Origin of the sequence: Skermania piniformis (assembly GCF_019285775.1) — a bacterium.
Lineage (GTDB): Bacteria > Actinomycetota > Actinomycetes > Mycobacteriales > Mycobacteriaceae > Skermania > Skermania pinensis.
In genome coordinates this window covers 1,324,240-1,348,319 of sequence record NZ_CP079105.1, presented here as the reverse complement: position 1 = coordinate 1,348,319, position 24,080 = coordinate 1,324,240, and the positions used below count along the sequence as shown (strand labels likewise).

Genomic DNA, 24,080 nt, shown 5'->3' with positions numbered 1-24,080 from the left:
GAGGCTACCGCCGGGAAGTCGGGATTGCCGCCCAATCGCGAAGAATCAGAGCCAGTTGTTGTGCCGGAAAGTGACGAACAGCCCGACACAGGCGCTGAGCATGACCCCCAACGCCAGGAAATAGCCATAATGCCAGTGAAGTTCCGGCATATTGTCGAAGTTCATGCCGTAGCACCCGGCGATCGCGGTCGGTACCGCCGCGATCGCGACCCAGGCGGAGATCTTGCGCATGTCGGTGTTCTGCCGTAACGACACCATCGCTTGAGCGGCTCCGATCAGGGCGCTGAGCGATTCGTCGAACTCCGCGATCCGGTCGGCGACCGAGGTCTGGTGATCCACCACGTCGCGCAGATAGCGCCGCACCTCTTTCGGCGCAATCCCGGGCTGGATGAGCTCCTGCAATGCGGTGGCGAGCGGCAGGACGGCGCGACGAAACTCGACGACCTCCCGCTTGAGCTGGTAGATCGGCGCGACCGCGACCAGCGTGCGCGGGTCGAACACCTCTTCCTCCATCGCGTCGACGTCTCCCTCGACGTGATCGGCGACCTCGATGTAGCTGTCCACCACATGATCGGCGATCGCGTGCAGTACCGCGAACGGACCGACCGCAAGCACCTCCGGACGCAGCTCGAGCCGATCGCGCACCCCACGGAGGCCGGAGAATTCGCCGTGTCGCACGGTGACCACGAACTCCGGCCCGACAAAGATCATGATCTCCCCGGTCTCCACGATCTCACTCACCGTGTGCATGTCGTGCTCGACGTAATGCACGGTGCGGAGTACCAGAAAGCACAGATCGTCGTAGCGATCCAGTTTGGGCCGTTGGTGGGCCTGCACCGCATCCTCGACCGCGAGCGGATGCAGCCCGAAGCATTGCGCGACCTCGTTCATCTGCTGCTCGTCCGGATGCCACAGCCCGACCCAGACGAAGCCTTCGCCCTGCTCCCGGACCCGCGCCACCGCCTCGCAGGGCGTGAACGTCCCGGCGACCCGGACCCCGTCGAGATAGACCGCACAGTCGATCACGGCTGCGTTCAGCGGAGACGAGGTCTCCGTCGAACCGCGGTCGCCGTTACGCCGAACGGCGAGCGGACCGAACTGGCCGAGCCGTAGGGCCCGAACCTCCCGCCGCACCCGGGCCGGACCTGATGCGTGCCCGTGTGGCTGGTCCACGTCTGCCTTTCCGGGGCTCCAGGCGGAAGCCTCCCCGGCAAGTGTGCCGCACCTTCCCGAAAGCTCCCCCGGCTGGACTCGAACCAGCAACCGTTCGATTAACAGTCGAATGCTCTGCCAATTGAGCTACAGGGGACCGCTTGGCATGGCCCACACTCGTCGGTGAACCGATTACAGACCCTAGCGCACCGCCCCGGTCGACCCAAATCCCACCCACCCGCGTGCTCCGGCAGTCCATGGGAGGATGATCCGACCGAAGGATGGGGAGGGCCGCGAGGACATGATGCGACTGATGATCGGTGTTGCTGCCGGCTACGTGCTCGGCGCAAAGGCCGGCCGGGTCCGCTACGAGCAGATCAGCAAAGCGACCCGAGCCGTCACCACCAGCCCGGTTACCCGCAAGGTGGTCACCGTCGGTCGACAGAAACTGTCGGACAAGCTCAGCACGCGGCCCCGGTTAGAGCCACTGGAAGCGATCGACGAGCACACCACGGTGCTCGTCCCGCACGACCAGCTGCGGTGAGCCGGCCCAGGTCCTAACCGGCTTCGTAGCTGTTCCCCATCGCCTGCTCCAGCAGGCTGCGCCGGTACTGCTCCAACGCCACCAGGTCGCCGAACAATGCGTGGTAGTCGTCCGGGCGTTCGCCCGGTGAAATGCGGGACAGCTTCGACTTCAGCTCGGCCACCTGCCGGCCGACCCAGACTTCTTGCAGCCGGGCCAACACTCCGGTGATGTAGCGCGGAATCGCGTCGTCTGCCGCTTCGATCGACTCCACCGCGAGTTCCATCACCAGCGAGCGAACGTCCAGGTCGTCGGTCCGATCGGCGACCGCGCTGACCCATTGGGCACCGGACAGCCCGGCCGCGGTACCGCCGGCAGCCGCGACCGCGCCACGCACCGTCGCATACGTGGAGTCGGTGAACGATTCGGCGGGCAACGAATCGAACACCGGCCCGGCGATCGCCGGGTATTGCAACGCGGCCTTGAGTGCGTTGCGCTGCGGACCGAGCGCCGGATCGTCGGCGCGCGGCCGGACGAGCTGCGGTGCGCTGCGCCGGCGGGCCGAGCGCTCGGTGGTCGGCATACCCCGGCGGCGGGTCTGCTCGCCCACCCGCCGGATCACCTGACCGATGTCGTCCCAACCGACCCACCCCGCCAACCGGGTGGCATAGGCCTTGCGCAGCGCGTCGTCCTTGATCTGAGCGACGATCGGCACCGCCTCGCGCAACGCCTCGACCTGCCCTTCCGGGGTCATGTCCCTGCTTGCCGGGTCCGAGTAGTGCCGCTCGACGATGCCGCGGATCACGAACTCGAACAACGGCACCCGACGCGATACCAGGTCCCGCACCGCGGCGTCCCCCGCGCTCTGCCGCAACTCGCACGGGTCCTGGCCGTCCGGCGCGACGGCGATGAACGTCTGCCCGGCCAGCTTCTGTTCGCCGGCAAAGGCTTTCAGCGCGGCGGCGCGCCCCGCCGCGTCACCGTCGAAGGTGTAGACGATCTCGCCGCGCCAAAAGTTGTCGTCGAGCAGCAGCCGGCGCAACACCGCCAGATGCTCGTCGCCGAATGCGGTACCGCACGAGGCGACGGCCGTCTTCACCCCCGCCAGATGCATGGCCATCACGTCGGTGTAGCCCTCGACCACCACCGCCTGATGCCCCTTGGCGATCTCCCGCTTGGCCTCGTGCAGGCCGAACATCACCTGGGACTTCTTGTACAGCATGGTTTCCCGGGTGTTCAGATACTTGGCCGGAAGCGGATCGTCGTCGTAGAGCCGGCGCGCGCCGAAGCCGATCACGTCGCCGGCCAGGTTGCGGATCGGCCAGAGCAGGCGGCGGCGGAAGTTGTCGATCGGGCCGCGCCGCCCCGGTTTGGCCAGGCCGGCATCCTCCAGCTCTTTGAGCGAAAACCCGCGCCGCTGCAGATGCATGGTCAGCGCATCCCACCCGTCCGGGGCATACCCGCAGCCGAACTGCGCCGCCGCGGCAGCGTCGAAGTTTCGCTCGGTCAAGTAGGCCCGGGCCGCGGCCGCGGCCGGTTCGCGCAGCTGCGCGGCATAGAACTCGGCGGCGGCGGCGTTCGCCGCCACGAGCCGGGCGCGGGTGCCTCGATCTCGTTGCACCGACGGACCGCCGCCCTCGTAGTCGATCCGGTACCCCACCCGATCGGCGAGCTGCTCGACCGCCTCGACGAAGCTGACGTGCTCGATCTTCTGCAGGAACGAGTAGACGTCGCCGCCCTCACCGCAGCCGAAGCAATGGAAATGGCCGTGGTTGGGGCGGACATGGAACGAGGGCGACTTCTCGTCGTGGAAGGGACACAGTCCCTTCATCGAGTCGCTGCCGGCCCGACGCAGCGCGACGTACTCGCCGACCACATCCTCGATCCGGACCTTGTCACGAATCGCGGCGATGTCGCGTTCGGGAATACGGCCGGCCATCGCGCGAGTCTATCGTCGGGCCGCTATTGCACCTGATCGGCCAACCGCTCCAGTCGACTCTCGGTCATCGAGGCGATCTGATCGACCACCACCCGCACCCGTTCGGTGGTGGTGTCGGCGGTCTGCCACGCCGGCAGCAGCGCCGGGTCCAGACCGTGTGGCGCCGCCGCGAGCAGCCGGGTCGCCACCTGGTGGATCCGCGCACGCTGCTCCGCCTGCTGCACTCGGTGATCGGAATCGGACATCACATAGCGCAAGGCGACCGTCTTGAGCATCGCCACTTCGGCCGCCACCACCGGCGGCACCAGCAGGTCGGCGCCGTAGCGGGTCAACGGCCCGGGCCCGGCCACCGCCCGGGTGCCGGAGATCGCCGCGGTGGCGAACCGGCCGACCAGTTCGCTGGTGAGTCGCTTCAACGCGACCGAGCCGGCGATCGTGCCGTCGTAGCGGCCCGCCTCGGCGATCACCGGGAGCCCGGACAGCCGCCGGGCGGCCTCGGCCAGCACATCGACCGACAGCGTCGGGTGCTCGGCATGGCCCAGCTCGGCGAGGGCTTGCTGCTCGGCGTCGTCGGCGAGCGCACGCAGGTCGATCCGGCCGGCGATCACCCCGTCCTCGACGTCGTGCACCGAGTACGCGACATCGTCGGACCAGTCCATCACCTGCGACTCCAGGCATTGCCGCCGGTCCGGCGCGCCGGCCCGCACCCAGCTCAGCCGATCGAGGTCGACGTCGTAGGCACCGAACTTGCGGACGCCGGGTTGTCGCGGCCACGGATACTTGGTAACCGCATCGAGCGACGCGCGGGTCAGGTTCAGCCCCACGCTCACGCCGTCGGACCCGAGCACCTTCGGCTCCAACCGGGTCAGGATGCGCAGATTCTGCGCGTTGCCCTCGAATCCGCCGTGATTCTCGGCGAATTCGTCCAACGCCCGTTCCCCGTTGTGCCCGTACGGCGGGTGGCCGATATCGTGCGCCAGCCCGGCCAGATCGACCAGATCGAAATCGCAGCCCAAGCCCTCGGCGATGCCGCGACCGATCTGCGCCACTTCCAGCGAATGGGTCAGCCGGGTGCGCGGCGTATCGCCGTCTCGCGGCCCCATCACCTGGGTCTTGTCGGCCAGCCGGCGCAAGGCCGCCGAGTGCAGTACCCGCGCCCGATCCCGGGAAAAATCACTGCGATGCGCCGCATCGGTATCCGGCAGACCCGCGGACTTCGGCGGTTCGGCCACCATCCGGCCCAGGTCGTGCAGCGTGTACCTCACCGGCGTGGCATGCCGGGGATGAATCGGGTCGGGGCCGGGATCACCCGACCATAGTGCCAGCCCGGAATGCTCACGTCGGTGTCCGGCTACCTCGACGAGGTGACGTCCCTCACTGACTGACGGTGTACCGGAAATCTGCCGGCGTATGAGTCAGTTGGTACCACAGGAGAGCGCCGGTTTCCCTGGCGATGCCGTGTGCCTGCGATTCTCGGGTGATCACCGCCGGGCCCTGCCGGGTCGGCGCGGTCCATGCCGCGAGCCCCGCATCCCGGGCCATCGTCCGGGTGCGCAGCGAATGCCACGGATCACTGACCAGGACCGCCGATTTCAGGCCACGATCCTGCATTGCCGTCGCCACCGCCGCGATGCTGCGCAGCGTGTCCGACCCCTCCTCCACCGCCAACACATTGTCACCGGGGACTCCCGCATCGACCAGATAGTTCTTCCCGGACGAGGCCTCGGTATAGCGGTCGCCGACCTGCTTGCCACCCACCGTCACGACCAGCGGCGCTACCCCACGCTGATAGAGCTGGCGCGCCTGCTCCAACCGAGCCTCGAACACCGACGACGGGTTCCCGTCGTATTGCGCCGCCCCGAGCACCACGATGGCATCGGCCGGCATGTAGTCGTTGATCCGCGCAACCTGCCACACCCGCCACGCAGTACCACCGACCAAAATCAGACCGACCAGTACGATGCCGACCAGAAACCGGCCCGGCCAATGCGCAACCATCGAGTCAACCCCCGGCCATGGTGCCGGCTCCGCGCGATGAGTGGCAGGCCGATAACGCGCTGGAGCCGAGTTCACCTAGATCATTGTGCCAGGCCGGGCGGCCCTCGCCCAGTCGAACCGGCCAGGTCCGTGCCGCGACAGCCAGATCCGCGTGCCGTTCGAGCATTCGGCCTGCGAAGCGGGCAATGCGGATAGATTCGAGTGTATGCGGCGGATCTTCGCACTCCTGTTCACCCTCGCGGCGCTGACTCTGCTCCCGTTCACCCTCGCGGCACCGGCATCCGCCGAGTCACCGCTGAACATGCCGGGGCAGCTGATCGACCATGCCCGGGCGCTGGACTCGACCGGTCGAGCGGCAGCGCAGCAGCAGATCGACGATCTGTACAACGCCCACCGGATCAAGTTGTGGGTGATCTACACCGCGGACTTCTCCGGGTTGGATCCCGCGACCTGGGCCGATCGAACTGTGCAGCTCAGTTCGTTCGGCGACCGGGATGTGCTGCTCGCCGTCGCCACCGAGGATCGGGCGTACTACTTCTCGGCGTCGAGCGCGCTGCCCGGCGTGACCGCCGGCGAGATCACCGATATCCAACAGAACGCCGTCGAACCGGCGCTGCGCCAACGCGACTGGGCCGCTGCGGCGGTTGCGGCCGCATCCGGCTTGTCCGATGCCGCCGCGTCGACCAGCGGCATATCCACCCGCACCGTGCTGATCGGCGGCGGCGTGGCCGTCGTCGGCGCCGGCGGGGCACTGCTCTACGCCCGCCGCCGGCGGCGCGGGCGGGCCGAGTCGGGCGCAGCGACCGCGCGCACCATCGATCCGTCCGACACCGCGGCGCTGGCCGGGCTGCCGGTTGCCGCACTGGACGTGCGGTCACGTGAGGTGCTGGTGGAGATCGACAATGCGGTCCGGACCAGCAGCGAGGAGCTCGAGCTGGCTCGCGGCGAGTTCGGTGACGAGGCGGTACGCCCGTTCGTCACCGCGCTGAACCATGCGCGCGCGGCGCTGGCCCGTGCGTTCGCCATTCGGCAACAGCTCGACGACGATCAGCCCGAGACCGAGCAGCAGCAACGAGACCTGCTGGTCGAGCTGATCAGCAGGTGTGGCGTCGCCGACCGGGAACTGGACGCCCGGGTGGACGAGTTCGACGGAATGCGCAACCTGTTGATCAACGCGGATCAGCGGCTGGACGCCCTGACCCGTCAGTCGGTGGACCTGAGCGTCCGGATCCCCAAGTCGGAAGCGACCTACACCCAGCTCACCCAGCAGTACCCGGCGTCGGTGCTCGCCCCGATTGCGAGCAACGTCACGATGGCCAAGGAACGCGCCGGGTTTGCCGATCAGAGCCTCGTGCATGCCCGGGAGGCCGTGGCACTCCCGGCCGGAAAGCAGGGTCCGGCGGTGCCGGCGATCCGCGCAGCCGAGTCCGCACTGACCCAGGCCGGCACGCTGCTCGACGCGGTGGATACGGCGGCCGGCGATATCCGCACCGCGGTCGACACGTTGCCGCAGGTGCTCGACGATGCCAAGGCCGACGTTGCCGCGGCCACCGGGCTGGCCGCATTCGGCGGGGACGAGTTGGCTCGGGCCCGGGCGGCGACCGAAACCGCGATCGCCCAAGCCGACCCGGTGAACAACCCGCTCGGCTCCTACCGCGCGATCGTCACCGCCGACACTGCACTCGAACAGGCGGTGGCGACCGCCGGCGACCGCCGGCAGACCGACGAGCGGCTACGCCAACAGCTGGCCCAGGCACTCACTGCGGCCCGCGCGCAGGTCGGGGCCGCCGCCGACTTCATCGGCACCCGCCGCGGCGCGGTCGACGCGGAGGCTCGAACCCGGTTGGCCGAGGCGCAGCGGAATCTGGATCAGGCCCAGCAGCTACAGACGAGCGATCCGGCACAAGCCACCCGGTACGCCCAGGCAGCGGCCGACCTCGGGGCCCGGGCACTCTCGTCGGCCCAGTCCGACGTCCGGCAGTGGGAAGCGCAACGTCGCGACAGTCGCGGCGGCAACAACGGCGCGATCCTGGGCGGGATCATCCTGGACAGCGTGTTGCGCGGCGGATTCGGCTCCGGCAGCCACGGCAATCGATGGGACACCGGCGGCCACGGCCACAGCCCGGGCTCGTTCGGCGGCGCCGGCAGCTCGCGGCGGATCGGCGGCGGCGGCCGGTTCTGACCGGCACCACCGATTCGGTCAGAATCCGAGCAACTGCCGGGCCAGGTAACCGCGCACCTGGTCGAGCGCGATCCGTTGCTGGGCCATGGAGTCCCGCTCGCGCACAGTCACCGCTTGGTCGTCGAGCGTGTCGAAATCCACCGTGATGCAGAACGGCGTGCCGATCTCGTCCTGCCGCCGGTAGCGGCGGCCGATCGCGCCGGCATCGTCGAACTCGACGTTCCACGTCCGGCGCAGCTCGGCGGCCAGGTCGCGCGCCTTCGGGGTCAGCGCCTCGGTGCGCGACAGCGGTAGCACCGCGGCCTTCACCGGCGCCAACCGTCGATCCAGCCGCAGCACCGTGCGCTTGTCCACCCCGCCCTTCGCATTCGGCGCCTCGTCCTCGGCGTAGGCGTCGACCAGGAATGCCATCAGCGACCGGGTCAACCCGGCGGCCGGCTCGATCACGAACGGGGTGTAGCGCTCGTTCGTCGTCTGATCGAAGTAGCCGAGGTCCACCCCGGAATGGGTGGCGTGCGTGGTCAGGTCGTAGTCGGTGCGGTTGGCGACGCCCTCCAGCTCACCCCACTCACCGCCGGCGAAGCCGAACCGGTACTCGATGTCGACGGTGCGCGTCGAATAGTGCGACAGCTTGTCCTTCGGGTGCTCGTAGAGCCGCAGGTTCGCCGGGTCGATGCCGAGGTCGACATACCAGTCTCGCCGGGCGTCGATCCAGTACTGATGCCACTGCTCGTCCTCGCCCGGCTTGACGAAGAACTCCATCTCCATCTGCTCGAATTCGCGGGTCCGGAAGATGAAGTTGCCCGGGGTGATCTCGTTGCGGAAGCTCTTACCGATCTGCGCGATGCCGAACGGCGGCTTGCGCCGCGACGTGGTGAGCACGTTGGCGAAGTTCACGAAGATTCCCTGCGCAGTCTCCGGCCGCAGGTAGTGCAACCCGTCCTCGGACTCCACCGGACCGAGATGGGTCTTGAGCATCATGTTGAAATCGCGCGGCTCGGTCCACTCGCCCTTCGTGCCGCAATCCGGACAGACGATCTCGGTCATCGGCACCGACTCCGGATCGGCGATGCCCTTCTTGGCGGCGTAGGCCTCCTGCAGGTGATCCTGCCGATGCCGCTTGTGACAGTTCAGGCATTCGACCAGCGGGTCGTTGAACACCCCGACATGCCCGGACGCCACCCATACCTGGCGGGGCAGGATCACCGCCGAGTCGAGGCCGACGATGTCGTCGCGGCCGGTGACCATCGCCTGCCACCACTGCCGCTTGATGTTCTCCTTCAGCTCCACCCCGAGCGGGCCGTAGTCCCATGCCGACCGTGTTCCGCCGTAGATCTCACCGCTCTGGAACACCAGGCCGCGACGTTTGGCGAGGTTGGCGACGGTGTCGATCTTCGACTTGGGTGCCACGGCGGTAGCTCTCCGTTCGAGGTGCGAGGGTTCTCGTCACCCTATCCGGCGAAGCCCGACCGGTCCGCGCCGGTCACCGCGCGCATCCTGGCGTCCCGCGCGCGGATATCCGCGCGCGGGACGTCAGCTTGCGCGCGCGGGGCACGGTTCGACATGCGCATTCGTGCATAATAAACGTGGGAACGGTTTCCGGTAGGGAGGTTCCGTGCGGTACCAGACCGAGCACTTCATCGCCCAGAGCGCCCCGACGCCGTTCGCGCCCACGCCGCCGGTACCGGTCCCGCCGCAGGCGACACTCGATGCGGCCGGCGAGATCTTGCGCGCTCTGGCCGCCCCGGTCCGGATCGCGATCGTGCTGCAGCTGCGCGAGTCGGCTCGCTGCGTGCACGAACTGGTCGATGCGTTAGGCGTGACCCAGCCGCTGATCAGCCAACATCTGCGGGTGCTCAAGACCGCCGGCGTGGTGCGCAGCGCACGAAACGGCCGCGAAGTGCTCTACGAACTCGTCGACGATCATCTATCGCACATCGTGGTCGACGCCGTGTCGCACGCCGAGGAAGGGTGACGGTGGCGCACCGCACGACCCAGCGCAGCACGAAACAGCGCAGCGCGATCTCGGCACTGCTCGACGACACCGACGAGTTCCGCTCGGCCCAGGAGCTGCACGACGAGCTGCGCCGACGCGGTGAGGGCATCGGCCTGACCACCGTCTACCGAACCCTGCAGTCGCTCGCCGACGCCGGAACGGTCGATGTCCTGCGCACCGACAGCGGCGAGTCGGTGTACCGCAGGTGCTCGTCCGGCCACCATCACCACCTGGTCTGCCGGGACTGCGGCTACACCGTCGAAGTCGACGGCCCGACCGTCGAGACCTGGTCGCAGTCGGTCGCCGAGCAACATGGTTTCACCGACGCCAGCCACACGGTCGAGATCTTCGGCACCTGCCGCAGCTGCCACGGCTCGGTGCCGCGGTCATAGTTGCCACACTCGTGCTCACCGGCATCGGTGGCTCGCACAGACCGGCTGATTTACGCCGACGGAATGGCAGATATGGGTACACTGCCGGAGTTTCGCCTACATCAGGGAGGCAGGAAGTGAGCACGGTGTCGGTCCGCGAATTCTCGTACAACCCGACCGCCATGTTCGCGCGGGTAGAGCAGGGTGAGACGATCGAGATCACCCGGCAGGATCGGGTGATCGCCGTCCTGTTACCGGGTGGAGCAGCGCTCGCCCGGTATGCCCCGCTCGCGACCAGCGGACTGGTCAAACTGGCGGCGACCACCACCAGCGATATCGATCGAATCACGACCGTCGAAGTGCCGGAAGGCCTTTCGCCGCTCGACCTGCTATTGGCCGACCGGGAGGTCGACGACCGGTGATCTATCTGGATGCTTCGGCAATCGTCACGCTGATTTCCGGCCGGCACGGTTCGGCCTCGTTGCGCGACGCGCTCGATGCCCGAGGCGACATGCCCATGGCAACCAGCACTGTGGGCTTCATCGAGACCGTCCGGACGATGGACCGGATCGGCAGCTATCCCACCCTGATGACCGACCTGGTACGGGATTTCACCGAGATCCTGATCACCCAGGAGGTCCGGGAGGCAGCAGCCGCCCTGCCGTCGGGGGTGCGCACCCTGGACTCGTTGCATATCGCCAGCGCGCAGATGCTGGGTCCCGACCTGCACTTGTTCATCTCCTACGACCGGCGGATGCTCGCGATCGCGAATCTGGTCGACCTCCCCACCGCCGCACCCGGATTGGGGCCGAACCCGGTGCCGTTCTGACCCGGCCGCTCGGTCAGGGCACCAGGCCCTTCCGGCAGCGCTCGGCGCCGGAAAGGATCAGCAGCAGCATCGTGGTCAGTGCCGCGTCGGTCAGTCCGGCAGCCGGGAACGTGTACCGCATGATGATGTCGGCCAGCTTGCCGTGCCCGACGATGCTGATCGTGCCGAACTGCAGCGCGTCGTTGCGGTCGGCGACCCGCTTGTGCAACGCCGGCCGCAACGGTCGATCCCAGGCGAGCACACAGGTCAGGGTCAGTACGTCCAACCCGTCGGACAGGTTCACCGCGCGCATCGAGCAGAGCGCGCCGCCGTACTCGAAGCCGAGCGAACCGTCATCGGCCACGGTGATTTCCATCAGCCGAGACAGACCGGCCCCGGCCCGTGCCTGCAACTCCTCGGCCGAGGTCGCGTCGTCGATACCCACGCCGCTCATTTCTTCACCCCACCGAATCGGCGATCCCGGCGCGCGTACTCCAGACAGGCGGCCCACAGGTCACGCCGGTCGAAATCCGGGAAAAGCGTGTTCTGATAGACGAACTCGGCGTAAGCCGACTGCCAGAGCAGGAAGTTCGACGAGCGGAACTCGCCGGACGGCCGGAGGAACAGATCGACGTCCGGCATATCCGGTTCGTCCAGAAAGCGCGCGATCGTGTCCTCGTCCACCCGTTCCGGGTCGAGCTCGCCCCGAGCCGCCAGCCGGGCGATCTCACGTGCCGCGTCGGCGATCTCGGCCCGGCCGCCGTAGTTGACGCACATCGTCAACGTCATCACGGTGTTGTCCCGGGTCAGCTCCTCGGCGACCTCCAGCTCGGTGATCACGCTGCGCCACAGCCGGGGTCGCCGCCCGGCCCAGCGCACCCGGACCCCCATCTCGTGCATCTCGTCCCGCCGGCGGCGGATCACGTCTCGGTTGAACCCCATCAGGAAGCGCACCTCCTCCGGGCTGCGCCGCCAGTTCTCGGTGGAGAAAGCGTATGCCGACAGCCACTGCACGCCGATCTCGATGCAGCCTTCGACCGTGTCCATCAGCACCGCCTCGCCACGTTCGTGCCCGGCGGTGCGCGCCAGCCCGCGCTCCTGGGCCCAGCGGCCGTTGCCGTCCATCACCAAAGCGACGTGTCGCGGCACCAGCTCGGACGGGATCTCCGGCGGCCGGGCGCCGGAAGGATGCGGCGAAGGCGGCCGGACCGTCCGATCAGGCTGAACTCGAGGCGCGAGACGACGGATCACGCGCTCCATCCTGCCCGATCCCGCCGGCGACGCTGCGCTCGATCAGCGGCAATGTGCGCAGCTGCCGCTCCAAGTGCCATTGCAGGTGCGCTGCGACCAGTCCGCTGGACTGGCGACGGACACCGTCGGCGCTGTCCTCGGCGGCCGGCCAGTCGCCCCGCTGCAACGCGTTCATCAGCGCCAACACCCCCGGGGCCGGCAACGCCGCACCGGCCGGCCGACAGTGCACGCACACCGCTCCCCCAGCAGCTACATGGAACGCTCGATGCTCGCCCGGGGTACCGCACCGGGCGCATTCGTCCACGGCCGGCGCCCAGCCGGCGAAACCCATCGCCCGCAGCAGATAGGCGTCCAGGATCAGCTCCAGCGGACGCTGCTGCTCGCCGATCGCCCGTAGCGCGCCGACGGTGAGTCGGTGCAACGCGTCCGCCGGCGCCCGCTCCTCCCCGGCAAGCCGTTCGGCGGTCTCCAGCACTGCGCATGCCGTGGTGTAGCGGGAGTAATCGTCGACGATCTCGCCGGCGAACGCGTCGATGGTCTGCACCTGGGTGATCGTGTCCAGATTTCGCCCGGGGTAGAGCTGGATGTCGACGTGGGCGAACGGCTCCAACCGGGCCCCGAACTTCGAGCGGGTCCGGCGCACTCCCTTGGCTACCGCCCGAACCAGCCCGTGCCGGCGGGTGAGCAGGCCGACGATCCGATCGGCTTCGCCCAACTTGTGCTGCCGGAGCACGACCGCCCGGTCCCGGTACAGCAGCATCTACACCTACCCGATCGGTACCTACGCTCGGCCGCAACTTGGTGTTCGAAGTCTCGCACGTGCCGCCGACAAATCTACCGTCGGACGCGCTGTCTCCGATTACTGTCGGGTAGGTAAGGACGTCGAAGGAGTACCCGTGCCATTGGACACACTCGGGCTGGGCGCCCTGACCACCGCGATCGCCGACGGTGAGCTGAGTTCGGTCGAAGCGGTCGGTGCCGCGCTCGACCGGATCGACGCCAGTCAGGACACGCTCAACGCGTTCCGGGTGGTGCGCCGCGACGAAGCGCTCGCCGAAGCCGAAACTGCGGACCGCCGCCGAGCCGACGGTGCGCGGGCACCGCTGCTGGGCGTCCCGGTCGCGATCAAGGACGACACCGACCTGACCGGCACGCCGACCGCGTTCGGCTGCGGCGGATCGTTTCCGGTGCGGACGGCCGACGCCGAGGTGGCCCGGCGGCTGCGTGCCGCCGGCGCGGTGATCGTCGGCAAGGCCAACACCTGCGAGCTGGGACAATGGCCGTTCACCGACGGTGCCGCCTTCGGCTACACCCGCAACCCGTGGCACCGCGAGCACACTCCCGGTGGCTCCTCCGGGGGCAGCGCGGCCGCCGTCGCGGCGGGCTTGGTGCCGGCCGCGATCGGTTCGGACGGCGCCGGTTCGGTGCGGATACCGGCGAGCTGGACGAATCTGGTCGGGATCAAGCCGCAGCGGGGCCGAATCTCCACGTGGCCGGACGCCGAGGCGTTCCACGGCATCACCGTGCACGGTCCGCTGGCCCGCACGGTCGCCGACGCCGCACTGCTGCTCGACCTGGCCGCGGGCAACCACGTCGGCGACCGGCACCGGCCGCCGACGCTTCGGCTGCGCGAAGCCGTCGGCCGCGACCCCGGCCGGCTCCGGGTGGCGATCGCACTCGACCCGCCGTTCATGGCGGTTCCAGTAGAACTCGACGCCCAGGTCGCCGCCGGGGTGACCCGGATCGCCGACGCATTGCGTGGGCTGGGGCACGAGGTCGAAGTCGCCGAACTGCCGTACCCGAAGACGATGGGCGCGGCCTTCTTGCCCCGCGCGACCTCCGGTGTCGCCGACTGGCTGGCCGGGATGCCGCGCACGACCCAGGTCGATCCGCGCACCCGCAGCAACGCTCGCACCGGACGACTGCTGTCCGGGCCGATTCTGCGCGCCGCCCGCCGCGCGGAGGCGCCGATCGCCCGCCGAGTCGGTCGAATCTTCGGCGACGCGTCGGGTACGCGTGGCAACGGCGGAAGCTACGACGTGGTCCTCACCCCGACCACCGCAACCCCACCACCCCCGGTGCGTGCGATGGACGGCCTCGGCCCGGTCGACACCGACCGGTTGATCATCGGCGCCTGCCCGTACACCTGGCCGTGGAACCTGCTCGGTTGGCCCGGAGTCAACGTGCCGGCCGGTTTCACCGACACCGGTCTCCCGATCGGCGCCCAACTGCTCGGCCCGGCAAACAGCGAGGTCCGGCTGGTGGCGTTGGCCGCCCAGCTGGAAACCGAACTGCGCTGGGCCGAACAGCGGCCGGAGCCCTGGTGGGCTACCGCCGAGCGTTGACCGCGAGCGGCCCCCGGCAAGAACGACGGCGCGACGCTGCACCGGCACCCTCCGGTGCAGCGCCGACCGGCTCGCGTCAGCTTCGAATCAAAACCCCAACTTGCCCAACTGCTTCGGATCCCGCTGCCAATCCTTGGCCACCTTGACGTGCAGGTCCAGGTAGATCTTGGTCCCGAGCAGGCGTTCGATCTGCTTGCGCGCGGTGGTGCCCACCTCACGTAGCCGCGCGCCCCCCTTGCCGATCACAATCGCCTTCTGGCTGGACCGCTCCACGTAGATCAACGCGTGCACGTCCAGCAGATCGGTGCGGTCCTCCCGCGGCCGTACCTCCTCGATGACCACCGCGAGCGAATGCGGCAATTCGTCACGCACGCCCTCCAGCGCCGCCTCCCGGATCAGCTCGGCCATCAACTTCTCATCCGGCTCGTCGGTCAGCTCGCCGTCCGGATAGAGCGCCGGTCCGGGCGGCAGCAACGACGCCAGCACCCGAACCAGGGTGTCGAGGTTGTCCCGGTCGGTCGCCGACACCGGAACGATCTCGACATCCGGACCGATCTGTTCGGACAGCGCAAGCAGCTGCGGCGCCAACTGCTGTTTCCGTACTTTGTCGATCTTGGTGAGAACGCCGACCAGCTTGGTCTCCGGGGCGAGCTGGCGCACCTGCTGCAGAATCCACCGGTCGCCGGGGCCGATCTTCTCGTCGGCCGGAATGCACAGCGCGATCACGTCTACCTCGGAGTAGGTGTCGCGGACCAGGTCGTTGAGGCGCTGACCGAGCAACGTCCGCGGCCGGTGCAGGCCGGGCGTATCCACCAGAATCAGCTGCGCATCCGGCCGATTGACCACGCCGCGGATGGTGTGCCGGGTGGTCTGCGGCCGCGACGACGTGATCGCGATCTTCTCCCCGACCAACGCGTTGGTCAGCGTGGACTTACCGGTATTCGGTCGGCCGACGAAGCAGACCAACCCGGACCGGAACTGCTCGTCAGCCATGTCGATGCACCTCGGTGACAGTGCCGTCGGGCCGCGCCAGGATTCGCGTGGCGCCGGAGCTCAGCTCGTGCAGTGCCGCGATCCCCGGATCGGTCTCGGCGGCGCTCCCGACCACCGCTGCAGCCTCGAAACCTTCGGCACCGCTGGAGAGCGCGGCCGCGATCGCCGCCTGCAGCGCGGTCAGCTGCAACGCCGCCAGCGACACCTCCCCGGCCGCGTAGGTCCGCCCGTCGGTATCCCGTACCGCCGCCCCGGCCCCGCTCTGCGTCCGGCCCAGCGCTCCCCGGGCCAGCACGACCAGCTTGCGATCTTCGTCATCAAGCCCGCTGTCCCGCGCGGCGCCGCTCGGACCCGTCATCGCTGCTCCTCCACCAGCCGTGCCGGCTCCGCTGCCGGCGCACGCTCTACCAGCACGGTATGGACCCGGATCCGGCCGCGTTGATCCGGGTCACCCTCACCCCGCAACACCAGCCCGTGCGAGGTCACGATCACACCCGGCAGCGGCACCCGGCCGAGCTCGTGCGCGATCAGGCCGCCGACCGTCTCGACGTCCTCCTCGTCGACCTCGGTGCCGAACAACTCACCGAGATCGTCCAGCGACAACCGGGCCGATACCCGATATCTCCCGTCGTGCAGGTCTTCGACCGGAGCCACCTCGTTGCCGTCGTACTCGTCGGCGATCTCGCCGACGATCTCCTCGAGAATGTCTTCGATGGTCACCAGACCGGCGATCCCGCCGTACTCGTCGACCAGCAACGCCATGTGCCGACGATCCCGCTGCATCTCGTCGAGCAGGTCGTCGAGCGGCTTCGAGTCCGGCACGAACATCGCCGGTCGCATCACCTCCGCAACCCGCCGCGCCCGATCCACTTCGGACACCAGATCTTTGAGGTAGACGATGCCCAACACGTCGTCGGCGTTCTCCCCGATCACCGGAATTCTCGAGTGCCCACTGCGCATTGCCAGCGAAACCGCCTGAGCCGTCGACTTTTCCGATTCGATCCAGACCATGTCGGTGCGCGGCACCATCACCGCACGCGCCGCCGTGTCGGCCAGCTCGAACACCGACTGGATCATCCGCCGTTCGTCGTCGGCAACGATTCCGCGCTGCTGCGCCAGGTCGACCACCTCGCGCAGCTCGATCTCCGAGGCGAACGGCCCGTTGCGGAAGCCCCGACCCGGGGTGATGCCGTTACCGATCAGGATCAACAGCCGGGTCAGCGGGCCGAGCAAGGTCCCGATCCCCTGCAACAACGGCGCCGCGAACAGCGCGATCGAGTACGCCTGCTGCCGGCCCAACGTCCGCGGACCGACACCGATCACCACGTACGACACCAGCGCCATCACCGTGACGGTCACGGTCAGCGCCCAACCCTGCGGCAGCAACCGCAACATGCCGGCCGCGAGCAGCACCGTCGCCCCGATCTCGGACAACGTGCGCAGCAGCACGACCAGGTTCACATAGCGGGCCCGGTCGGACACGATCGCGACCAACCGCGTCGCCCCCGGCCGCCCGAGCCGAACCAGGTCGTCCACCCGAGCGGGCGAGATCGTGTTCAGCGCCGAATCGACCGCGGCGAACAACCCAGCGGCCACGGTCAGCGCCGTGGCGAGCAGAATCGGGGTGAGGCTGCCGTTCACGGTACGAGTATCACCACTGCGGCTATCGCTACTGCGGTTATCACCACTGCTGATTCCGGTCCATGAAGCCGGTCTTGCCGAGCAGTCGCCGGTCCCGCTCGGCCTGGGCGACCGCCTGCTCGGCCGCGCGCAGGCTCGCGTACCACTGCTCGACGATCTCGGCCTGCACACCGAACATCTCTCGCTCCTCGTCCGGATCTCCGTGATCGAACCCGAGCAGGTGCAGCACTCCGTGCACCGTCAACACGGTCAACTCGTGCTCCAGCGAGTGTCCGGCCTTCGCCGCCTGCCCGGCCGCGAAATCGGGGCAGAGCACGATGTCGCCGAGCATCGCCGGACCGGGCTCGGGGCTGTCGGGGCGTCCGCCCGGCTCCAACTCGTCCATCGGGAACGACATCACGTCGGTCGGCCCGGGCAGGTCCATCCAACGCAGGTGCAGGTCCGACATGGTCGCCGAATCGACCAGGACGATCGACAGCTCGGCCGCCGGGGACACGTCCATCCGGCGGAGCGCGAACCGGGACAGTGCGACCAGGTCGGCCTCGGCCACCTCGACGCCGGACTCGTTCGAGACCTCGATGCTCACCGGTGGCTCATCCTCACGCGGTCACCCTAACCGGACCGGCGACGGTGCCACGGCCCGGCTCACCGCCGACCGGGACGGCCGGCGGCGCGGCGCTGTGCCCGGTTCACGGTCTGGTCGAGCGTCGCCTCCGCCCGTTCGTAGGCATTCACGATTTCCGACACCAGCCGATGCCGGACCACGTCGCTGCTGTTCAACTCGGCAAAGTGGATGTCGTCGATACCGGGAAGAATCTCCGCTGCGGCGCGCAGGCCGGACCGGGCCCCGCCCGGCAGGTCGACCTGGGTGACGTCACCGGTGACCACGACCTGGGAGCCGAACCCGAGCCGGGTGAGGAACATCTTCATCTGCTCGGCGGTGGTGTTCTGCGCCTCGTCGAGGATGATGAACGCGTCGTTGAGCGTGCGTCCGCGCATGTACCCCAGCGGCGCCACCTCGATCACGCCTGCCTGCAACAGCTTCGGGATCGCTTCCGGATCCATCATGTCGTGCAGGGCGTCGTAGAGCGGGCGCAGGTACGGGTCGATCTTTTCGTTCAGCGTGCCGGGGAGGAAGCCCAGTCGCTCACCCGCCTCGACCGCCGGGCGGGTCAGGATGATCCGGCTCACCTGTTTGGCCTGCAGCGCCTGGACCGCCTTGGCCATCGCCAGGTAGGTCTTTCCGGTCCCGGCCGGGCCGATGCCGAACACGATGGTGTTCTTGTCGATCGCGTCGACGTAGCGCTTCTGGTTCAGCGTCTTGGGCCGGATCGTCTTGCCGCGCCGCGACAGAATGTCCAGGCTCAGCACCTCGGCCGGCGATTCGCTGACGCCCTCGGTCAACATCGAGACGGTGTGTCGCACCGTCTCCGGGCTGATCGGTTGGCCACGGCCGACCAGTGCCACCAGCTGCTCGACCGCCCGCTCGGCGAGCGCCACCTCGGGTGGTGCGCCGGTCAGGGTGACGGTGTTACCCCGGACATGGATATCGGCCTCGAGCAACTGTTCGAGTTCACGCAGGTTCGCATCGGCGGAGCCCAGGAACCCGAAAACGTCGTCGGGCCGGAGTTCGATGGTGGACCGTACGGCCGGGGCGGCCCCGGTGTCGGACGACGCGCCGTTCTCGTTGTGCGGGCTCACGTGGTTGCTATGGCCTACTTTCGGGTTCGCGGGTGGACCGGTCACTGGGCGTGAATTCTACTGCGGCGATCGATCCGGCGGTGGCCGCCCGGACCACCGGTCGGTGAGCACTCCGAGCGCTCCGAGCGCGACCGCCGCTGCGGTAGAGGTCCGCAATACCGTCGGGCCCAGCCGCACCGGCTGCGCGCCGGCGGCGACCAATCGCGCGAGTTCGCCGTCGTCGAGACCGCCCTCCGGACCGACTATCAGCAGCACATCGCTCGCTCCGGCGAACGGTAAGCCGGCCAACGGCCGGTCCGCCGCCTCGTGCAACGCCGCCACCGGTCCCCCGGCCGCAGCGATCCGAGCCAGCACCGCTGCCGTGTCGTGCAGCTCGGCGACCTCGGGAATCCACGCCCGCCGGGACTGCCGGGCGGCCGCCCGAGCGGTCGCCCGCCATTTCGCCACCGCCTTGTCCGCCTTGCCATCCCAGCGGGCGACGCACCGCGCCGCGCGCCACGGCAGGATCGCATCGACCCCCGCTTCGGTCGCCAGCTCGACCGCGGCCTCGGCCCGGTCCGCCTTGGGCAGCGCCTGGACCAGCGTGACCCTCGGACAGGGTGGCTGTTCGGTCTCCCGGTCGTCGACGATCAGTTCGAGCCGGCCGCGGCCGGCCGTGAGCACCCGCGCTCGGCCCGACACCCCGCGGCCGTCGGACAAGGTGACCGCCGCGCCCGGACCGATCCGTCGCACCGTGGCGGCGTGATGACCTTCGGGGCCGTCGAGCACCGCTACCGCGCCCGGCTCGGGAACCGAGTCGAGATAGAAGACCGTCGCTGCCACGCTCGACGGGTCAGCGACCGGAGAACGATGCCCGTAGCCGGGAGAACAAGCCACCCTGCTGCGCGGACTGGCTGGACACCACCTCGCTGCGGTCCCGATCGCGGCTGGCCTTGTATGCCTCGAGCAGCTCGACCTGCTTGTGGTCCAGCTTGGTCGGCACCACCACCTCCAGGTGGGCCAACAGGTCGCCACGAGTGCCGGCACGCAACTTGGGCATGCCCTGCCCACGCAGCGCGGAGACGTCGCCGGGCTGGGTGCCGGGTGTGATGGTCAGCTCGGTCGGGCCGTCGATCAGCGTCTCCACGACCACGGTGGCACCGAGCGCTGCGTCCACCATCGGCACCCGGATGGTGCAGTGCAGGTCGTCGCCGTCGCGGACGAACACATCGTGCGGCTGTTCGACCACCTCGACGTACAGATCGCCCGCCGGACCGCCGCCTGGGCCGACCTCACCTTGCGCGGCGAGCCGAACCCGCATCCCCGCGGCCACCCCGGCCGGAATCTTGGCCGCGATCTCTCGGCGGGCGCGCACCCGCCCGTCACCGCCACACTTGGTACAGGGATCCGGAATCACCTCACCGGTGCCGCGACAGGTCGGACACGGACGTGCGGTCATCACCTGTCCCAGGAACGACCGCTGCACGGTCTGTACCTCGCCCATTCCGCCGCAGATGTCGCAGCGGACCGGCTTGGACGTACCGTTGGTGCCGGAGCCGGTGCAGTTGTCGCACAGAATCGCCGTCTCGACCGTGAGGTGTTTGGTCACCCCCGTCGCACACTCGGCCAGCGTCACCCGGGTCCGCAACAGCGAATCCGCACCGGGCTGCACGCGGCCACGCTGTCTGCGGCCGCCCGCGCCGCCGGTCGCACCGGCACCGAAGAACGCCTCGAACACGTCACCGAACCCACCGAAGCCGGCGCCGAACCCACCGGCACCGGCAGACTCCATCGGATCGCCGCCCAGATCGACGATCCGCCGTTTCTCCGGGTCGGACAGCACCTCGTACGCGGTCGAGATCTCGCGGAACCTGACCTGCGCCTGCTGATCCGGATTCACATCGGGGTGCAGTTCGCGCGCAAGCTTGCGATACGCCCGCTTGATCTCTTGATCGGAAGCGTTCTTGCCGACCCCGAGAATTCCGTAATAGTCGCTGGCCACCTGACTGATCTCTCCACCTGTCCGAAGTGTCGTCCCACCTGTTCGTCGCCGACCGACCCGTGTCGAGCGGTCGAGCGCTACCGCCCTGCGAGTACCTCGCCGATGTATCTGGCAACAGCTGCGACCGAGGCTATTGTTCCCGGATAGTCCATCCGAGTCGGACCCAGCACCCCCATCCCGCCCAACACGGTCCCCGCCGCACCGTATCCGGTCGACACCATCGACGCGCCACGCATCTGTTCGATCTGGGTTTCCTCGCCGATCCGGACCGTGACGGTACCCGGCTGCTGCGCGGCCGCCAACAGCTTCAACACCACCACCTGCTCCTCCAGTGCCTCCAGCAGATCGCGCAGCGACCCGGGAAACCCGGCCGAGCCACTGAAGTCGGCGACGTTGCGGGTGAGGTTGGCAGTGCCGCCCAGCACCAACCGCTCGTCCGGATGCTCGACCAGCGTCTCGATCAGCACCGTCGCCGTTCGGATCACCGCATCCCGCAGCGATGCCGGCGCGTTCTCCGCCAGTTCACCGACGGCAACCGACGCGGCGGCCAACCGCTTGCCCTCCAGCGCACTACCGAGCAACACCCGCAGCCGGGACAGACCCGCATCGTCGATCAGCTCACCGAGCTCGACGATCCGCTGATCCACTCGGCCGGTGTCGGTGATCAGCACCAACAACAGCCGGGCCGGGTTCAGCGCAACCACTTCCAGGTGGCGCACCGACGAGGCCGACAACGTCGGATACTGCACGACGGCGACCTGCCGGGTGAGCTGGGCGAGCAACCGCACGCCACGGCGCAGCACATCGTCCAGATCGACCCCGGACTCCAAGAACTCCAAGATCGCGCGGCGCTCACCCGGCGACAACGGCTTGACCTCGGCGATCCGGTCGACGAACTGCCGGTAGCCCTTGTCGGTCGGCACCCGGCCGGAGCTGGTATGCGGCTGGGTGATGTACCCCTCCGCCTCGAGTACCGCCATATCGTTGCGTACAGTGGCGCTGGACACACCCAGATTGTGCCGCTCGACCAACACCTTGGAGCCGACCGGCTCCTTGGTGGCAACGTAATCGGCGACGATGGCTCGCAAGACCTCGAATCGACGATCATCAGTGCTCGACACCGCTCACCTCCTACTCCACCTGACCTACCAGTCTATCGGGGATCGGCGACGCGCCGGGGACATGCCCGCAGGTCGATCGGCGCCTAGGCTGGACGCGTGATCTTCCGCGGAGTCCTCGACGGCAAGCCTTATCCCGACCACGGACTTTCGATGCGGGAATGGTCCCAGATCCCGCCGCGCCAGATCCGCTTGAACGAGATCGTCACCACCACCCGAGTCCTGGAGCTGGACCGGCTGCTGAGCGAAGACTCCACCTTCTACGGTGACCTTTTCCCCCACGCGGTGTACTGGCGTGGGGTGGTTTATCTCGAGGACGGGCTGCACCAGACGGTGCGCGCCGCGTTGCGCAACCGGGTCGTCCTCCACGCCCGGGTGTACGAGATGGCGGGATAGCCCGCCGATTCGATCGGTTCGACCCCGATGAAGGCGGCCGGATCGGTTACTTAGCAGTCGTCATCCCGGCCTGCACATCTCGACTTGCCGGCTAGCGAGCACAGGGTCGACGTAGCGCAGGGATCGACCGGCCCTACGCCTACCGTAATTCGCGAATCAGCAAGCGAGGCTTCGTCTATCGAACATGCGTTCGATAGAATTGCCCCATGAACCAGTTCGGCCGCTCCGAGACACCCGACGCGGTGACTGCAGCGCTCGACGCCGACCTCGACACCCTGAGCGCGGTGCTGCCCGACACGGGTACCGCGGCGCTGCACCTGCTGCAGGAACTGGAACGACTGCAGCGGCGGATCACCGCCGTCGGGTACCGGCTGATCCGGACCGTGGTCGAAGCGCCGTCGGACGAGTTCGGCGGGCAACGCTCCCGCAATGTGCTCGCCGGCGCGTTGCGGATCCACCCGAAAGACGCGGGTGCGCGAGTGTTCGAGGCCTTGGACCTGACCGCGGGGTGCACTCTCACCGGCGAACCCCTGGAACCAGTCCTGGCCGCGGTGGCCGCCGAGGTCGAGGCCGGCCGGGTCGGCCGCGATCACGTGACAGTGATCCGCACGTTCCTGCACGACCTCCCCACCGCCGTCGACATGCAGACACGAGGGAAAGCCGAGGAAGAGTTGGCGTCGGCGGCGGTGACGTTGCGGCCGGACCAGTTGCGCAAACTCGCGACCCATCTGGGTGCGATCCTCAACCCGGACGGCAACCTCACCGACGAACGCGACCGGCAACGCAAGCGCGGTGTACGGCTCGGGGATCAGGAACGTGACGGCATGTCCAAGATCAGCGGGTATGTGTCCCCGGAGCTACGCGCCGGTCTGGAAGCAGTGTTCGCCAAGCTCGCTGCGCCGGGCATGTGCAACCCGGAGGACCCGGTCCCGGTCGTGGAGGGTGACCCGCCCACCGAGCAGGCCGGCAGGGATCAGCGCAGTGCGAGTCAGCGCCGTCATGATGCCCTGAATGCGATGGTGCGAGCCATGCTCACCTCCGGCGACCTGGGTCGGCACGCCGGCCTGCCGGTGACCATCGTCATCACCGCCACTGTGGGTGACCTCCTCGGCGCGGCGGAACCCCAGCCGCAGCCCCAGCCGGGGCGGGCGGCCACACCTCCACCCCCGCCGCCGGCGGCACCGCCCGACTCCGGGGGCAGGTGTGGGAAGGCCTACACCGCGACCGGTACCTGGATCCCCTACCGGGACCTGATCCGGATGGCCACCCACGCCTGGCACTACCTCGCGATCTTCGACGACCACACCGACCAACCCCTATACCTCGGTAGGTCGAAACGGCTCGCCTCACCCGATCAACGGATCGTGACCACCGCCCAATACGGCGGGTGTTCGTTCCCCAGCTGTCCGCGCCCGGCCAGCGACTGCGAACTGCACCATGTCACCAGCTGGCTGGAGCTCGGGCCGACCGATATCACCGACCTGGCACCCGCGTGTCCGCATCACCACCGCCTGGTCGATCAAGGCTGGCGGGTGTACCGCAACCCGAACACTGCCCGCATCGACTGGGTACCACCGCAATGGCTCGACCCGGAACAGAAGCCCCGCACCAACACCTACCACCGCCCCGCCCAATGGTTCCGGCACCGCGCCGGATTCGGAAGCGACGCCGCATGAACGGCCCGC

Annotated in this window: 25 protein-coding genes and 1 tRNA gene; 9 read left to right on the top strand and 17 right to left on the bottom strand. The window is 68.6% G+C overall.

Annotated elements, in window-relative coordinates; genetic code table 11:
- Positions 1-45: 45 nt before the first annotated feature.
- Together corA and KV203_RS06260 are read right to left on the bottom strand one after the other, a co-directional pair.
- Positions 46-1,038 carry a magnesium/cobalt transporter CorA gene (gene corA / locus KV203_RS06265; protein ID WP_174522034.1) on the bottom strand — a complete coding sequence of 331 codons (993 nt, stop codon included), beginning with the start codon at positions 1,036-1,038 and terminating at the stop codon, positions 46-48.
- Between the two features lie 198 nt (positions 1,039-1,236).
- A tRNA-Asn gene (locus tag KV203_RS06260) sits at positions 1,237-1,309 on the bottom strand.
- 144 nt (positions 1,310-1,453) lie between these two features.
- Here KV203_RS06260 and KV203_RS06255 point away from each other — a divergent pair.
- Entirely contained in the window at positions 1,454-1,696 is a 243-nt protein-coding gene (locus KV203_RS06255) for a hypothetical protein (protein WP_066469002.1), read from the top strand.
- A gap of 13 nt (positions 1,697-1,709) precedes the next feature.
- On the opposite strand, the gene dnaG is transcribed toward KV203_RS06255, so the two are convergent.
- The 3 genes from dnaG to KV203_RS06240 all read right to left on the bottom strand — a co-directional run bounded on the left by dnaG (position 1,710) and on the right by KV203_RS06240 (position 5,687).
- Entirely contained in the window at positions 1,710-3,614 is a 1,905-nt protein-coding gene (dnaG, locus tag KV203_RS06250) for a DNA primase (protein WP_066469004.1), read from the bottom strand.
- A gap of 23 nt (positions 3,615-3,637) precedes the next feature.
- Entirely contained in the window at positions 3,638-4,849 is a 1,212-nt protein-coding gene (locus KV203_RS06245) for a deoxyguanosinetriphosphate triphosphohydrolase (protein WP_066469218.1), read from the bottom strand.
- Positions 4,850-4,988: 139 nt separating this feature from the next.
- Positions 4,989-5,687: a YdcF family protein gene (locus tag KV203_RS06240; protein ID WP_066469006.1), complete on the bottom strand. Its 699-nt coding sequence runs from the start codon at positions 5,685-5,687 to the stop codon at positions 4,989-4,991.
- 130 nt (positions 5,688-5,817) lie between these two features.
- Between KV203_RS06240 and KV203_RS06235 the strand changes: the two genes are divergently transcribed.
- Complete coding sequence (locus tag KV203_RS06235; protein WP_083529958.1) at positions 5,818-7,794, top strand: TPM domain-containing protein; 1,977 nt, start codon at positions 5,818-5,820, stop codon at positions 7,792-7,794.
- A gap of 18 nt (positions 7,795-7,812) precedes the next feature.
- Here the strand turns inward: KV203_RS06235 and KV203_RS06230 are convergent, their stop codons facing one another.
- Positions 7,813-9,204, bottom strand: a complete 1,392-nt coding sequence (locus tag KV203_RS06230; protein ID WP_066469008.1) for a glycine--tRNA ligase — start codon at positions 9,202-9,204, stop codon at positions 7,813-7,815.
- Between the two features lie 229 nt (positions 9,205-9,433).
- Between KV203_RS06230 and KV203_RS06225 the strand changes: the two genes are divergently transcribed.
- The 4 genes from KV203_RS06225 to KV203_RS06210 all read left to right on the top strand — a co-directional run bounded on the left by KV203_RS06225 (position 9,434) and on the right by KV203_RS06210 (position 10,990).
- Positions 9,434-9,769 carry an ArsR/SmtB family transcription factor gene (locus KV203_RS06225; RefSeq protein ID WP_157079762.1) on the top strand — a complete coding sequence of 112 codons (336 nt, stop codon included), beginning with the start codon at positions 9,434-9,436 and terminating at the stop codon, positions 9,767-9,769.
- The gene (locus KV203_RS06220; RefSeq protein ID WP_066469012.1) at positions 9,766-10,182 is read left to right on the top strand and encodes a Fur family transcriptional regulator; all 417 of its coding nucleotides are present in this window, start codon (positions 9,766-9,768) and stop codon (positions 10,180-10,182) included. Before KV203_RS06225 ends, KV203_RS06220 begins: the two co-directional genes overlap by 4 nt.
- A 116-nt stretch (positions 10,183-10,298) precedes the next feature.
- Positions 10,299-10,583: a type II toxin-antitoxin system Phd/YefM family antitoxin gene (locus KV203_RS06215; RefSeq protein ID WP_066469015.1), complete on the top strand. Its 285-nt coding sequence runs from the start codon at positions 10,299-10,301 to the stop codon at positions 10,581-10,583.
- Entirely contained in the window at positions 10,580-10,990 is a 411-nt protein-coding gene (locus KV203_RS06210; protein ID WP_066469017.1) for a type II toxin-antitoxin system VapC family toxin, read from the top strand. Before KV203_RS06215 ends, KV203_RS06210 begins: the two co-directional genes overlap by 4 nt.
- A 13-nt stretch (positions 10,991-11,003) precedes the next feature.
- Here the strand turns inward: KV203_RS06210 and KV203_RS06205 are convergent, their stop codons facing one another.
- The 3 genes from KV203_RS06205 to recO are packed head-to-tail and all read right to left on the bottom strand — an operon-like array spanning position 11,004 to position 12,980.
- Positions 11,004-11,423, bottom strand: coding sequence for a YbjN domain-containing protein (locus KV203_RS06205; RefSeq protein ID WP_066469019.1), 420 nt, complete (start codon positions 11,421-11,423; stop codon positions 11,004-11,006).
- Positions 11,420-12,229, bottom strand: a complete 810-nt coding sequence (locus KV203_RS06200) for an isoprenyl transferase (RefSeq protein ID WP_066469020.1) — start codon at positions 12,227-12,229, stop codon at positions 11,420-11,422. The genes KV203_RS06205 and KV203_RS06200 overlap by 4 nt, the downstream gene beginning before the upstream one ends.
- Positions 12,186-12,980: a DNA repair protein RecO gene (gene recO, locus KV203_RS06195; RefSeq protein ID WP_066469021.1), complete on the bottom strand. Its 795-nt coding sequence runs from the start codon at positions 12,978-12,980 to the stop codon at positions 12,186-12,188. The genes KV203_RS06200 and recO overlap by 44 nt, the downstream gene beginning before the upstream one ends.
- Positions 12,981-13,116: 136 nt before the next feature.
- On the opposite strand from recO, the gene KV203_RS06190 reads away from it, so the two are divergent.
- Complete coding sequence (locus tag KV203_RS06190; protein WP_066469022.1) at positions 13,117-14,565, top strand: amidase; 1,449 nt, start codon at positions 13,117-13,119, stop codon at positions 14,563-14,565.
- A gap of 87 nt (positions 14,566-14,652) precedes the next feature.
- On the opposite strand, the gene era is transcribed toward KV203_RS06190, so the two are convergent.
- From era to hrcA, 8 genes are all read right to left on the bottom strand, one after another.
- On the bottom strand, positions 14,653-15,558 hold the full coding sequence (era, locus tag KV203_RS06185; RefSeq protein ID WP_066469023.1) for a GTPase Era: 906 nt from the start codon (positions 15,556-15,558) through the stop codon (positions 14,653-14,655).
- Positions 15,551-15,916, bottom strand: coding sequence for a cytidine deaminase (locus tag KV203_RS06180; protein WP_066469025.1), 366 nt, complete (start codon positions 15,914-15,916; stop codon positions 15,551-15,553). The genes era and KV203_RS06180 overlap by 8 nt, the downstream gene beginning before the upstream one ends.
- Positions 15,913-17,199 (bottom strand): hemolysin family protein, encoded by a 1,287-nt coding sequence (locus tag KV203_RS06175; protein ID WP_066469026.1) that lies wholly within the window; start codon positions 17,197-17,199, stop codon positions 15,913-15,915. Before KV203_RS06175 ends, KV203_RS06180 begins: the two co-directional genes overlap by 4 nt.
- 40 nt (positions 17,200-17,239) lie before the next feature.
- Positions 17,240-17,785 carry an rRNA maturation RNase YbeY gene (ybeY, locus tag KV203_RS06170; protein ID WP_066469027.1) on the bottom strand — a complete coding sequence of 182 codons (546 nt, stop codon included), beginning with the start codon at positions 17,783-17,785 and terminating at the stop codon, positions 17,240-17,242.
- A gap of 59 nt (positions 17,786-17,844) precedes the next feature.
- A complete protein-coding gene (locus tag KV203_RS06165) occupies positions 17,845-18,900 on the bottom strand; it encodes a PhoH family protein (RefSeq protein WP_066469028.1) in 1,056 nt (351 codons plus the stop codon).
- 57 nt (positions 18,901-18,957) lie between these two features.
- On the bottom strand, positions 18,958-19,722 hold the full coding sequence (locus KV203_RS06160) for a 16S rRNA (uracil(1498)-N(3))-methyltransferase (protein WP_066469029.1): 765 nt from the start codon (positions 19,720-19,722) through the stop codon (positions 18,958-18,960).
- Positions 19,723-19,732: 10 nt separating this feature from the next.
- Positions 19,733-20,881, bottom strand: a complete 1,149-nt coding sequence (gene dnaJ / locus KV203_RS06155) for a molecular chaperone DnaJ (RefSeq protein WP_066469030.1) — start codon at positions 20,879-20,881, stop codon at positions 19,733-19,735.
- Between the two features lie 77 nt (positions 20,882-20,958).
- Positions 20,959-22,002, bottom strand: coding sequence for a heat-inducible transcriptional repressor HrcA (gene hrcA / locus KV203_RS06150; RefSeq protein WP_066469032.1), 1,044 nt, complete (start codon positions 22,000-22,002; stop codon positions 20,959-20,961).
- 96 nt (positions 22,003-22,098) lie between these two features.
- Between hrcA and KV203_RS06145 the strand changes: the two genes are divergently transcribed.
- Together KV203_RS06145 and KV203_RS06140 are read left to right on the top strand one after the other, a co-directional pair.
- Positions 22,099-22,395: a type II toxin-antitoxin system VapB family antitoxin gene (locus KV203_RS06145; protein ID WP_066469034.1), complete on the top strand. Its 297-nt coding sequence runs from the start codon at positions 22,099-22,101 to the stop codon at positions 22,393-22,395.
- Positions 22,396-22,601: 206 nt separating this feature from the next.
- Positions 22,602-24,071 (top strand): HNH endonuclease signature motif containing protein, encoded by a 1,470-nt coding sequence (locus KV203_RS06140; protein ID WP_066469036.1) that lies wholly within the window; start codon positions 22,602-22,604, stop codon positions 24,069-24,071.
- Positions 24,072-24,080: the final 9 nt, after the last annotated feature.